The 12,665-nt window shown below is 73.4% G+C and carries 10 protein-coding genes and 1 riboswitch; of the genes, 4 read left to right on the forward strand and 6 right to left on the reverse strand.

Going from position 1 to position 12,665, the window contains the following annotated elements; genetic code table 11:
- Positions 1–53: 53 nt before the first annotated feature.
- From J3R08_RS28840 to J3R08_RS28850, 3 genes are all read left to right on the forward strand, one after another.
- Positions 54–2,462, forward strand: a complete 2,409-nt coding sequence (locus J3R08_RS28840; protein ID WP_209963464.1) for a S8 family serine peptidase — start codon at positions 54–56, stop codon at positions 2,460–2,462.
- Between the two features lie 43 nt (positions 2,463–2,505).
- Positions 2,506–3,432 carry a GNAT family N-acetyltransferase gene (locus J3R08_RS28845; protein WP_209963466.1) on the forward strand — a complete coding sequence of 309 codons (927 nt, stop codon included), beginning with the start codon at positions 2,506–2,508 and terminating at the stop codon, positions 3,430–3,432.
- Between the two features lie 71 nt (positions 3,433–3,503).
- Entirely contained in the window at positions 3,504–3,725 is a 222-nt protein-coding gene (locus J3R08_RS28850) for a hypothetical protein (protein WP_030502772.1), read from the forward strand.
- Positions 3,726–3,793: 68 nt separating this feature from the next.
- Here J3R08_RS28850 and groL read toward each other — a convergent pair whose 3' ends face one another.
- From groL to J3R08_RS28865, 3 genes are all read right to left on the reverse strand, one after another.
- Positions 3,794–5,416: a chaperonin GroEL gene (groL, locus tag J3R08_RS28855; RefSeq protein WP_018787968.1), complete on the reverse strand. Its 1,623-nt coding sequence runs from the start codon at positions 5,414–5,416 to the stop codon at positions 3,794–3,796.
- A gap of 275 nt (positions 5,417–5,691) precedes the next feature.
- A complete protein-coding gene (locus J3R08_RS28860; protein ID WP_064446728.1) occupies positions 5,692–7,035 on the reverse strand; it encodes a hypothetical protein in 1,344 nt (447 codons plus the stop codon).
- 113 nt (positions 7,036–7,148) lie between these two features.
- Positions 7,149–7,352, reverse strand: coding sequence for a cold-shock protein (locus J3R08_RS28865; RefSeq protein WP_013288855.1), 204 nt, complete (start codon positions 7,350–7,352; stop codon positions 7,149–7,151).
- A gap of 223 nt (positions 7,353–7,575) precedes the next feature.
- On the opposite strand from J3R08_RS28865, the gene J3R08_RS28870 reads away from it, so the two are divergent.
- A complete protein-coding gene (locus J3R08_RS28870) occupies positions 7,576–8,091 on the forward strand; it encodes a GNAT family N-acetyltransferase (protein WP_043327984.1) in 516 nt (171 codons plus the stop codon).
- A gap of 71 nt (positions 8,092–8,162) precedes the next feature.
- Here the strand turns inward: J3R08_RS28870 and paaN are convergent, their stop codons facing one another.
- The 3 genes from paaN to thrC all read right to left on the reverse strand — a co-directional run bounded on the left by paaN (position 8,163) and on the right by thrC (position 12,497).
- On the reverse strand, positions 8,163–9,836 hold the full coding sequence (gene paaN / locus J3R08_RS28875; RefSeq protein ID WP_197494891.1) for a phenylacetic acid degradation protein PaaN: 1,674 nt from the start codon (positions 9,834–9,836) through the stop codon (positions 8,163–8,165).
- A gap of 52 nt (positions 9,837–9,888) precedes the next feature.
- The gene (locus tag J3R08_RS28880; RefSeq protein WP_064446730.1) at positions 9,889–10,908 is read right to left on the reverse strand and encodes a GNAT family N-acetyltransferase; all 1,020 of its coding nucleotides are present in this window, start codon (positions 10,906–10,908) and stop codon (positions 9,889–9,891) included.
- 299 nt (positions 10,909–11,207) lie between these two features.
- Positions 11,208–12,497, reverse strand: a complete 1,290-nt coding sequence (thrC, locus tag J3R08_RS28885; protein ID WP_064446731.1) for a threonine synthase — start codon at positions 12,495–12,497, stop codon at positions 11,208–11,210.
- A 12-nt stretch (positions 12,498–12,509) separates the two neighbouring features.
- A riboswitch (SAM riboswitch) is annotated at positions 12,510–12,642 on the reverse strand.
- Positions 12,643–12,665 lie beyond the last annotated feature (23 nt).

Consider the following 12,665-nt stretch of genomic DNA (forward strand, 5'->3'; position numbering starts at 1 on the left):
CCGTCCACGGTAACCGTCCGGGGCGCGCGGCGACACGGCCCGGCCGTACCGTGATGACCATGCTGACCGGCCCGCCGTTCGCGCCCCTACCGCCGCCGCCACCGCGTGAGACCGGGCCGTGGCCGGTCGTCGCGGCCGTGCTCACCGGGTTCTGGGTCGTGCTGGTGACCGTTCCGGGTCAGGTCGGCGGCTGGCTCGTCGAGCAGGTCATGCTGGTCATGGGCCTGGACCGTGCGGTGGCGGTCTGGCCGGTGGTGGCGGTGGTCACCGTGCTGCTGGCCGGGGCGCCCTCGCTGGCGCTGGCGCTGGCGCCCCGCTCCCCCGCGCTGCGGGCGACCGGCCGCGCCTGGACCGCCGCCGTGGTCGCGCTGGGCGCGACGACGCTGCTGCGGATGGTGCCGCCGGTGCACCACGAGGCGTACCTGGCCGCGCTGGCGGTGACCGCCGCGGTGCTCGCGTTCGTCGCCGCCCGGCTGGCCCGCGTGCGTCCGCCCGTCGCCGTGGACGCGGTCCCGGAGGGCCGCTTCGGGACGGTGTCGCTGCTGGCGGTCGCGGCCGGGCTGGCGTCGCTGCTGCCCTGGGCGTGGGTGGGCGCGCTGGGCGGGGCGCTGGAGACGGTGCTCGCCGGGTTGGCCGCCGCCGCGCTCGGCACGCTCGCCGGGGCGCTGCTCGGCACCCGGTTCTGGGCCGCGTTCGGGCCGGGTCCGGCCCGGTTGGTGCTGGTCGGCGGCCTGGTCGCGGGCGTCGCGTTGACGCCGCTCGCGGCCGCCGCCGGGCAGTCCGGCGTACAACTGCCGGCGCTGTTCCTGCTGCCGCCGCTCGGTTTCGTGCTGGCCGCGCTGGAGGCGGCGGCCCGGCAGTCGGGCCGCCCGGCCGGACCGGCGCCGGTGCGCTGGCTGATCGGGCTGGCGTTGCTGGGGCCGCTGGCGTTCACCGACCCGGAGGAGATCACCCTCCTGCTCGCCACCACCCGGGACACGCCGTTCTGGGTCGCCGTGGGCACCGGCGTCGCGTTCGCCGTCGCGGTCCTGCTCGCCCTCGGGTACGGCGTGCTGCTCGCCCGGTCCCGCGCCCGCGCGCCCCGGCGCGGTCCGGCCGCGCTCGCCGCCGCCGCGCTGCTCGTCGCCGTCGCCGTGGTGTACGTGGTCCCCGGCCAGCCGGGTCTGCACGGCGAGCGGCTGCTCGTGGTGCTGCGCGAGCAGGCCGACCTGACCGGGTTGCCGGCCGGGACGCCGGGACGGGCCGGGCGGGACGCCCGGGCGACCGAGGTCTACCGGCGGCTGGTCGCCACCGCCGACCGCACCCAGGGCGACCTGCGCCGCACGCTGACCGACATGCGGCTGAAGCCGACGCCGTACTACCTGGTCAACGCGATCGAGACGGACGGCGGCCCGGCGGTGCGGGCCTGGCTGTCCGGCCGGCCCGAGGTGGCCCGGGTGCTGGTCAGCCAGCGGCTGCGTCCGCTGCCCGCGCTCGCCCCGACGGCGCGCGGCGACGCCCCGGCGCCGACCGGACCGGCCTGGAACATCTCGCTGATCGGGGCGGACCGGGTCTGGTCGGAGCTGGGCGTCACCGGCTCCGGCGTGGTGGTGGGCACCTCCGACTCCGGAGTGGACGGCCGGCACCCGGCGCTAGCCGGCGGCTTCCGGGGCGGCGACGACTCCTGGTACGACCCGTGGGAGGACCGCCGCGCCCCGGCCGACCGGGGTGGCCACGGCACCCACACGCTGGGCAGCGCGGTGGGCCGGGACGGCATCGGCGTGGCGCCCGGCGCGAGCTGGGTCGGCTGCGTCAACCTGGACCGCAACCTGGGCAGCCCGGCACGCTACCTCGACTGTCTCCAGTTCATGCTGGCCCCGTTCCCGCCGGGCGGGAACCCGCTGACCGACGGCCGTCCGGCGCGCGCCCCGGACGTGCTCACCAACTCGTGGGGCTGCCCGCCGCTGGAGGGCTGCGATCCGGGGGCGCTGCGCCCGGCGACCGCGGCGCTGACCGCGGCCGGCATCCTGGTGGTGGCCGCCGCCGGCAACACCGGCCCGTCCTGCGGCTCGATCGTGGACCCGCCGGCGCCGTACCCGGACGTGCTGACCGTCGGGGCGGTGGACCGGCAGCGCCGCGTCACCGACTTCTCCAGCCGTGGTCCCGCGCCGGACGGGGTGGCCAAGCCGGACCTGGTCGCCCCGGGCGCGGCTGTGCTCTCCGCGATGCCCGGCGGCGGGTACGCGACGCTGGACGGCACCTCGATGGCCACGCCGCAGGTGGCGGGCGTGGTGGCGCTGATGTGGTCGGCGAACCCCGCGCTGGTCGGGGACCTGGAACGGACCCGGGCCATCCTGCGCGACACCGCGCAGCCGGTCCCGCAGCCCGCCGAGGCCTGCGGCGGACCGCGGGACGTCTCCGGCGCCGGGCTGGTCGACGCGTACGCGGCGGTGCGCGCGGCCCGAGCGGCCGCCACCGGTTAACAACCCTGTCCATTGGCCTGCCGATGCCCTACTGTCGGCGTCCATGGACGTGGAGATCATCGAGCTGGGCCGGGACCGGCTGCCCGAGGTGGTCGAGTTGTGCCGCGTGTCGCTCGACCTGCCGGAGGACGCGGTCGAGGCGTCCGCGGTGGTGGTCACCGTGGCGGAACGCGCCGGGGCCGACCGCCCGGTGCTGCGGCTCGGCGCGGTACGCGACGGCGCGTTGATCGGGGTGCTCGTCGGGTCGCTGTCGGCAGCCGATCCGCGGCTCGGCCACGTCGACCTGATCGCGGTCGCCCCGCCGGAGCGCCGCCAGGGTGTGGGCGGGGCGCTGCTGGCCGAGGCGGAGAGCCGGCTCGGCGCGCTCGGCGCGGCCGAGGTGCTGCTCGCCGGCAACCCGCCGCACTACGCCTGGCCCGGGGTCGACGTGCGCTACACCCCGGCGGTCTGCGCCGCGCAGCGGCTCGGCTACCGGCAGGACCGGACCGCCTGGAACATGACCGCCGACCTGTCCGAGGGGTCGGTGGCGCTGCGTCCCACCGAGGCCGCCGAGCGGCGGCTGGCCGGGCGGGGCGTGACGGTACGCCGGGCCACCCCGGACGACCTGCCGGCGCTCGCCGCGTTCGCCAGGTCCACGTTCGGCGGCACCTGGGACGGTGAGCTGGCCGGTTCGGTGGGGCGGCCGGACGCGGGCGTGCACCTGGCCGAGCGGGACGGTGAGATCCTCGGTTTCGCCGCCTACGGGTCGGCGCGGCCGAGCTGGTTCGGGCCGATGGGCACCGCGCCGGCGGCGGAGGGCTCCGGGATCGGCGGTGTGCTGCTGCGCCGCTGCCTGCGTGACCAGGCGGCGGCCGGGATCGGCGCGGCGCAGATCGGCTGGGTGGGGCCGGTGCCGTTCTACTCGAACGCGGCGGGGGCCCGGATCGAACGGGTGTTCTTCCTCTACCGGAAAGCCATCAAAGGGGCATAGACGCTAATAGCGCCATTCGACCTCCTTCGTCATCGACCGGGCTCTACGGTCGGGGGCAGAGGAGGCGGTGCATGACCACGAATGACGAACGGGCCGAGGAACCGTCCGACGAGCTTCCCGGCCAGCTCCCGTTCGACCGGCTCGACATCGGCGACGCCGAGCAGCTCGCCGAGCTGACCGGCGCGGACCGGCCACCGGTGGAGGAGCAACGGCAGCCGGTGGACGAGCCGCGGCGGCTGCCGCCGTACGACCGGACGCACAAGCGACGCAACCAGCGCCCGCTGCCCACCTGACACGCACACGGAAAGGGGCGGACCGCTGACGCGGCCCGCCCCTTTCGGCGTACTGGGTGGAGCTGGACTCAGAAGTCCATCTCCCCGCCACCCGGGCCCGCCGGAGCGGCCGGGGTCTTCTCCGGCTTGTCCGCCACGACGGCCTCGGTGGTGAGGAACAGCGCGGCGATCGACGCGGCGTTCTGCAGCGCGGAACGGGTCACCTTGGCCGGGTCGATGATGCCCGCGGCCAGCAGGTCCACGTACTCGCCGGTCGCGGCGTTGAGGCCGTGACCCGGGTCGAGGTTGCGAACCCGCTCGACGACGACGCCACCCTCCATGCCGGCGTTGACGGCGATCTGCCGCAGCGGGGCGTCCAGCGCGATCTTGACGATCTGCGCGCCGGTCGCCTCGTCGCCGGCCAGGTCCAGCTTGTCGAAGGCGGTCTTGCCGGCCTGCACCAGCGCGACGCCACCACCCGGGACGATGCCCTCCTCGACGGCGGCCTTCGCGTTGCGGACGGCGTCCTCGATGCGGTGCTTGCGCTCCTTCAGCTCGACCTCGGTGGCCGCGCCGACCTTGATCACCGCAACACCGCCGGCCAGCTTGGCCAGACGCTCCTGCAGCTTCTCCCGGTCGTAGTCGGAGTCGCTCTTGTCGATCTCGGCCCGGATCTGGTTCACCCGGCCCTGGATCTGCTCGGCGTCGCCGGCGCCGTCGACGATGGTGGTCTCGTCCTTGGTCACCACGACCTTGCGGGCGCGGCCCAGCATCTCGAGGCCGGTCGCGTCCAGCTTGAGGCCGACCTCCTCGCTGATGACCTGGCCACCGGTGAGGATGGCGATGTCGGTCAGCATGGCCTTGCGGCGGTCACCGAAGCCCGGCGCCTTGACGGCGACCGACTTGAAGGTGCCACGGACCTTGTTGACCACCAGGGTGGCCAGGGCCTCGCCCTCCAGGTCCTCGGCGATGATCAGCAGCGGCTTGCCCGACTGCATGACCTTCTCCAGGATCGGGAGCAGGTCCTTCACCGACGAGATCTTGCTGTTGACGATCAGGATGTACGGGTCGTCGAAGACGGCCTCCATACGCTCCGGGTCGGTCATGAAGTAGGCGGAGATGTAGCCCTTGTCGAAGCGCATGCCCTCGGTGAGCTCGAGCTCCAGGCCGAAGGTGTTGCTCTCCTCGACGGTGATGACACCTTCCTTGCCCACCTTGTCCATCGCCTCGGCGATGATCTCGCCGACGCTGGGGTCGGCGGCGGAGATGGAGGCGGTGGAGGCGATCTGCTCCTTGGTCTCCACGTCCTTGGCGAGCTTGAGCAGCTCCTCCGAGACGTTGGCCACGGCGGCCTCGATGCCCCGCTTCAGGGCCATCGGGTTGGCGCCGGCGGCCACGTTGCGCAGACCCTCACGAACCAGGGCCTGGGCCAGGACGGTCGCCGTCGTCGTGCCGTCACCGGCGACGTCGTCGGTCTTCTTCGCGACCTCCTTGACCAGCTCGGCGCCGATCTTCTCGTACGGGTCCTCGAGCTCGATCTCCTTGGCGATGCTCACACCATCGTTGGTGATGGTGGGGGCACCCCACTTCTTCTCGAGCACGACGTTGCGGCCCTTGGGGCCGAGCGTCACCTTCACGGCGTCGGCGAGCTGGTTCATGCCCCGCTCGAGGCCGCGGCGCGCCTCTTCGTCGAACGCGATCATCTTGGCCATACGGCGTTGTCCTCCTGGACACTCACGGGCCACCCGGGATGCCCGGATGGGCCGTCTGGTGTACGCACCTTGGGGACGTCGCCACCTGGCGACGACGACGTCTCCTCGGTCGGGCCGGACAGCCCGCGACGACCGGCCCCGTACCGCTCCGGCGCCACCTGGGACACCGGTGCGGCCGTGGCCCTACCGCCCCGACCTTCTGGCACTCACCGTATGCGAGTGCCAATGACTTGTTTAGCACTCTCCCTAGCCGAGTGCAAGCACGACCGCCCCGCTCAGCCGAGTTCCGCCGCCAGCTGAGCCGCGGTCACCGGGCCTTCCTGGGCCCGCTGCTCGGCGTACGTGACCACCAGCCCCACCTGCTGCGCCAGGTAGGCCGGAGCCGCCACCACGGCGCTGAGAACGGTGAGCGTCACCGCGCCGATCGCGGTGCCCACGGCGCCCATCGGCTCGAGCCCGAAGAGCGCCCCGCTGATCCCGCTCAGCACGACGTCCAGCAGCGTCGACACGACCAACGCCGCCACCACCAGCGCGACCCGGCCCAGCACCATGCCGAACCGGCTGTGGAACATCCGCCACGACCGCCCGACCGGATCCCGCCGCTCGAACAGGTAGACCGGACCGAACAGGGCGAGCGCGAGCGCGGCGTAGAGGCCGGGCAGCAGGCAGAAGCAGGCGCCGAGCGTGACCAGCAGCGACACCACGATGGTCCAGCCCCAGAGGCCGAGGGCTCGGCTCAGCCCGTACCGGAAGGCGGCGCCGAGCCCGGCCGGCTGACCGGCCGCCTGCCGGGCGATCACCCAGGTGCCCGCCGCCCAGCCCATCGCCTGGAGCGCGCCGAAGATCAGCCCGGCGAACAGGATCGCGCCGTAGAAGCCGAGCGTCTGCGCCCAGAAGTCCTCCGGCAGCACCGGCGACCCGTCCGGCGCGGTCGCCATCTGCCCGTCGGGGCTGAGGACGAGCGTGAGGACGCCGATCACCATCGCCGGGGGGACCTGGGTGAGCAGCACGATCGGCAGGAGCTGCCGCCAACCGCGCCGCAGCGCCCCCCAGCAACGGGCGAACCATGGGCCGATGCCCGCGTGCGGCGGGTTGACGAGCGGGTCCTGCGGGTCGATGCCGGGGAACCAGCCGGCGTACGCACCGGGGCCGGCGGCCACCGGGTAGGCGACGCCCGGCATCGGATGAGCCGGGTACCCGGGCCAGCCCGCCTGGGGAGGACCAGCCGGGTAGCCCGGCATCGTGGGGTAGCCCGGCGGCGTGGGGTAGCCCGGCGGCGTGGGGTAGCTGGGGGGCGGGGCGGCACCCGGCGCGGTCCAGCCGGCCGGGTCGCCCCCACCGGGCGGGGTGGCCGGGTCGGCGGGAGTGGCCGGGCCGGACGGGTTCGGGTGGGCGGGCTGCGCGTCGTACCCGGGTTGTTGCGGAATGCTCGGGCCGTAGCCGGTCTGGTCGGCCCAGGGATCGGCGGGCGCCGGGCCGGGAGCGGGCACGGACGGGCCGGCGCTCCCCGACGACGCCGGATCGGTGGCCGGAGGCGGAGGCGCGGTCGGGTCGGCCGGAGAGCCGGACGGCGTCGGCGACACCGGTTCGGTGGAACCCGGCGGAGGCAGATCGGACATGGGCCCTCCTCAGCGGCTACGGCTGGAACGGCTCATGATCTTCCATGGTGCACGCTCACAGCGCAGCCCCCCGGTCGGCGGACCCGGCTGCGGAACCGCCCGGCGGGCGGAGGTCAGGCGATGACGCGGACCCGCTCGGCCTGCGGACCCTTCTGCCCCTGCGCGATCTCGAACTCGACCCGCTGGCCGTCGTCCAGCGCCTTGTAACCGTCCATCTCGATCGCGGAGAAGTGGACGAAGACGTCCTGCCCGCCGTCGACGGCGATGAAGCCGTAGCCCTTTTCGGCGTTGAACCACTTCACGGTGCCCTGTGCCACGGTGCACTTCCTCACTCTGCGCGGCGTTCCAACACCCGGAAACCGGCGGACCGGCACCGGTAGCACACCGGTTCAGCGATCGGCGACGACCACTGAATTCGGTGACCGAAATCGCACGCTACACGAGGCGTGACGACGGCGCACGACCACAAATCGGGCATATTCCGGGCGGTACCCGGCCCCGGTCACGCGCCTGCGCCGGCCCGTCCGGTATGCATGCGGCATGACCAGCGCGCCCACCACGACCACCGTTCGCCGGGTCCGGCCGACCGACGCCGCCCGGATGCGGGCGCTGCGGCTGGAGATGCTGGCCGACTCCCCACTGGCCTTCCTGGAGACGGTGGCCGAGGCCGCCGCCCGGCCGCACGCGGAGTTCGCGGCCCGGGTCGCGGCCGTCTCCCGGGGCGACCACACCGCCCAGTTCGTGGCCGACCCGGGCGGCCGGCTGGTCGGCCACGCCGGTGGCACCGCCGCGCCGGACGAGCCGGGCCTGACGCTCGTCTACGCGGTCTACGTGACGCCGGCCCGGCGGGGCAGCGGTCTGCTCGCCGCGCTCGTCGACGAGGTGGCCGCCTGGTCGCGCGCCTGCGGACGGCCCGAGCTGATGATGGAGGTGGTGGTCGGCAACGACCGGGCCTACCGGGCCTACCAGAAGCTGGGCTTCGTGGACACCGGCGTACGCGTGCCGCACCCCAGGATCCCCCGCCTGCACGAACTCCAGATGCGCCGCCCGGCGTGAGGCCGACCGGACAGCAGTTGTTAAGAGGGGGCCCCTCCTATACCGGAGGCGTTAAGAAGGGGCCCCTCCTTTCAGGAGTGGCGGCGGCTCTGGACGATGCGGAACCGGTTCGCCACGTACGCGCCGTCGGTCAGCGCCGAGTTGGCCGCCGCGTTCGCGCCGGAGCCGTGGAAGTCGGAGAACGCCGCCGACTGGTTGACGAACACCCCGCCGGTGAGGTTGCAGGACAGGTGCACCCCGGCGTCGATGGCCGCCTTCTCGGCCTCGTCCAGCACGGCCTCGTCGGTGGAGTAGACGCCCGCGGTCAGCGCGCCCTTCTCGCCCACCGTCTCGCGCAGGATGCGCAGGCTGTGCTCGGTCGAGTCGGTCGCGATGGCGAACGAGATCGGCCCGAACCACTCCCGCGAGTAGGTGGCGGTGTCGGAGGCGTCCAGCTTCACCACAGTCGGCGTACGCACCACCGCGCCGGGGAAGGACGGGTGCTCGACTACGCGCGACTCCAGCACCGGCTCGCCGACCTTGGTGACCTCGTCCAGCCGCTCCAGCACGCCGTCGTTGACGATCGCGCCGGTCAGCTCGACGCCGCGGGCCGGGTCGGCGGTCAGCTTGGCGACCGCGCCGGCGATCCCGGCGGCCACCTCGTCGAAGCTCTTGTGCCCCTGGTCGGTCTCGATTCCGTCGCGCGGGATCAGCAGGTTCTGCGAGGTGGTGCACATCTGGCCGCTGTACAGCGTCAGCGTGAAGCCGAGGTTGCGGCAGAGCCCGGCGAAGTCGTCGGTGGAGTCGATCACCACCGTGTTCAGGCCGGCCTTCTCGGTGTAGACGGCCGCCTGCCGGGCGTTCGCCTCCAGCCAGTCGCCGTACTCGGTGGAGCCGGTGAAGTCGACGATCTTCACGGCCGGGTCCAGGGCCAGCGTCGTGGCGAGCTTCTCGCCGGGCGCCTCGGGCGCGAGCTGCACCAGGTTCGGGTCGAACCCGGCCTCGGCGAGCACCTCGCGGGCGTACTTCACGGTGATCGCCAGCGGCAGCACCGCGCGCGGGTGCGGCTTCACCACGACCGGGTTGCCGGTGGCCAGCGAGGCGAACAGACCGGGGTACGAGTTCCAGGTGGGGAACGTGTTGCAGCCGATGACCAGCGCGACCCCGCGCGGCACCACGTGGAACGTCTTGGTCATCCGGAGCGGGTCGCCCTTGCCCGCGGCCTTCTCCCAGCCGGCGGTCCCCGGGTGGCGGGTCATCTCGGCGTACGCGTACGCGACCGCCTCCAGCGCCCGGTCCAGCGCGTGCGCGCCACCGGCCTGGAACGCCATCACGAACGCCTGGCCGCTGGTGAACTGCACCGCGTTCGCCAGCTCGAAGACGTTCTTGTGCAGCCGGGCGAGGATCTCCAGGCAGACGCCCACCCGGGCCTGCGGGCCGGCGTCGCGCCAGGCGGGCAGCGCGGCGCTCGCGGCGGACACGAGCTGGTCGGCGCCCGCGTGCGGGTAGCGCACGTCCAGCGCCACGCCGAACGGGCTGACCTCGGTGGCGACCGTGCTGCCGTCACCGGCCTGGTCGAGCGGGAAGTCGCCACCCAGGTACGCCTCGAAGGCGGCCTTGCCGTCGGCGGCGGCGGTCTCGCCGTACACCCGGGGGCTGGGTGACTCGGGGTAGGCCGACCAGTACCCGCGCTCCGCGATGGCGGTCAGCGCCCGGTCGAGGGTCTCGCGGTGCCTGTCGTACAGGGGGTGCGGGGTCTCCGTCATGCCCGCCATCATGCAACAGAAAGGCACCAGATCAGTAGGGGCGTGTCACAACTCAGATCGTCAACTGCCAGTCGACGGAACCGGCGGCCGGGCGGAAGCCCAGTTGCTCGTTGATCGCGATCATGTGCCGGTTCGCGACCGCGTTCCAGGTGTCGACGGCCCGCAACGCCGGTTCGTGTGTCAGCGCGTACTCCAGGTTCCCGGCCTTGCAGAGCAGGCCGAGCCGGCGGCCGCGGTGGTCGGGGTCGACGAGGGTGATCTCCTGCCAGGCGTGGTCGGCGCTGCTCGCGTCCAGGCTGAGCTGGGTCCAGCCGACCAGGCGGCCGGTCGCCTCGTGCACCACGCCGGTGTTGTACCGGCGTACGCCCCGGGCATCGAGCGCCCGCTCCGCGTCGCGTACCCGCGCCGCGTCCATCCGCTCCGGCTTCCAGTCCAGCTCACCCATCGGCGCGTCGAGCAGCAGCCGGCCCTGGAGGTAGGCGACGTCCGCGACGTACTCCTCGGGGGTGTGATCGCGCCACCGCACCGGCCGGTATCCGGTGGCCGCGGTGCGGGCCTGGGCCAGCAGCGCGGCGAGCCGGTCACGGTCGAGCCCGGTCACGTCGAGGCGGCGGCGGACGTCGGCCAGCGCCGGCTTGGCGCCCAGGGCGGCGGCGAACGCGGCGCCGGGGAAGACCCGGTCCTCCTCGCCGGGCAGCGCGGCGGTGGTCGAGCCGACAAGGCGTTTGCCGCCGTGCTCGCGGAGCAGCCGCACGCCGTGCTCGTGCAGCACGCGGCCGATGCCGCGCCTCCGGTACGCCGGGTCGACTGTCAGTTCGACTGTCGCGTTCTCGGTGTTCTCGATCGTGTGCAGGTGCAACCGGAGCCAGCCCACCGGCAGCCCGTCCAGGCGGGCGACGAGCCAGCGTCCCTCGATGCCGGGCATCGGGTGCGACAGCAGCGCCTCGAAGCGGCGGCGGCAGATCGGCGGGAGGTCCGGCTCGTCGACGGCCTGGGCGGCGCAGGCGATCCGGTACGCCGCGTCGAGCGTCTGCCGGTCGGCGGGATCAAGCGGCGTCACGGTCAGCGTCATGTCACCCAGGGTGCGCCGGACACAGCGAAGAGGCCAGCGGTTTTCCGCTGGCCTCTTCGGACGTTGGTCGGGAGGGACGTCCGCACAACGCCTCCGGCGTTGGGTCGCAAGAACTTGAAAAGTCTCCGGCGGATGCCCTCCCGCACGAAGCATCTTGCGCCGTCCGGTTCCTGCCGTCAAGTCCTTGAGGGTGGTTTTCTGGCACTCACCGCACATCACCGGTTACCCACCGGTCTCACCCGATCCCCCACCCGGGCGAGCCCCACCTCCCCCACTCGGCCGAGGCGCCGGGCTCCGGGTCAGGACAGCAGGCCGGCGTCCCGGGCGGCGCGCAGGGACGGCTTGATGCGGTGGGTGGGCCCGACCTGGGCGGCCACCGCGTCGAGCGTCTTCAGGCCCTCGCCGGTGTTGAACACGACCGTCTCGGCGGACGGGTCGAGCCGGCCCGACTCGACCAGCTTGCGCAACACCGCGACCGTCACGCCGCCCGCCGTCTCGGCGAACACCCCGGTGGTACGGGCGAGCAGCCGGATGCCGGCGCGGATCTCGTCGTCGTCGGCGTAGTCCATCCAGCCGCCGGTACGGCGCACCGCCTCCAGCGCGTACAGCCCGGCGGCGGGGTCGCCGATGTTCAGTGACTTGGCGATGCCGGTCGGCTTGACCGGCGTGATCGTGTCGGTGTCGCCGTGCAGCGCGGTGGCGATCGGGTTGCAGCCGGCCGACTGCGCGCCGAACACCTTCCAGCCACCGGCCGGCGCCTCGACCAGGCCGATCTCGACCAGCTCGGCGAACGCCTTGTCGATCTTGGTGAGCAGCTCGCCACTGGCCATCGGGATGACCACCTGGGCCGGGATCCGCCAGCCGAGCTGCTCGGCCACCTCGTAGCCGAGCGTCTTGGAGCCCTCGGCGTAGTAGGGCCGCACGTTCACGTTGACGAACGCGGTGTCCTCGAACTCGTCGGTCTCCACCAGTTCGCCGCAGAGCCGGTTCACGTCGTCGTACGAGCCGTCGATGGCGACCAGGTCACCGCCGTAGACAGCGGTGGTGACGACCTTGCCCTGCTCCAGGTCGCCGGGGATGAAGACGACAGACGGCACGCCGGCCCGGGCCGCGTGCGCGGCGACGGAGTTGGCGAGGTTGCCGGTGGAGGCGCAGGCGTAGCGGGTGAAGCCGAGCTGCCGGGCCGCGGTCAGCGCCACCGAGACGACCCGGTCCTTGAACGAGTGGGTGGGGTTCGCGCTGTCGTCCTTGACCCACAGCGGCGCGGTGAGTCCCAGCTCGGCGGCGAGGTTCGGGGCGGCGACCAGCGGGGTCAGCCCCGGGTCGAGCGTGACCCGGGTGTCCGGGTCCTGACCGGCCGGCAGCAGCGCCGCGTACCGCCAGATGTTCGCCGGACCGGCCTCGATCTGCTCCCGGGTGACGGTGGCGAGCGCGGCGGTGTCGTAGTCGACCTCCAGCGGCCCGAAGCACTCGTAACAGGCGTGCTGGGCGGCCAGCGGGTAGCGCGCCGAACAGGCGCGGCAGACCAGGGCGCGGGCCGGGCTGAGGGTGGTGTCGATGCCGGTGGCGGCGGGAAGCGTCGACGTCATGTCGAGGATTTCCTCTCATCTTTCCCCGCATCGCCGGGTGCGGCGGGGACGGAATTGGCACCTGCCCGCTGTCGCTCGTCGTCGAGCGTGCGGGTGGTTGCCGGGGCGTCGTCGGGCCGTATCCCTCAGCCCCTCTGGATGAGGTATTCAGTTGTGCCGCCGAGTCTA

This window comes from Micromonospora sp. HB375 (genome assembly GCF_017872985.1).
In the GTDB taxonomy this organism is placed as follows: domain Bacteria; phylum Actinomycetota; class Actinomycetes; order Mycobacteriales; family Micromonosporaceae; genus Micromonospora; species Micromonospora chalcea.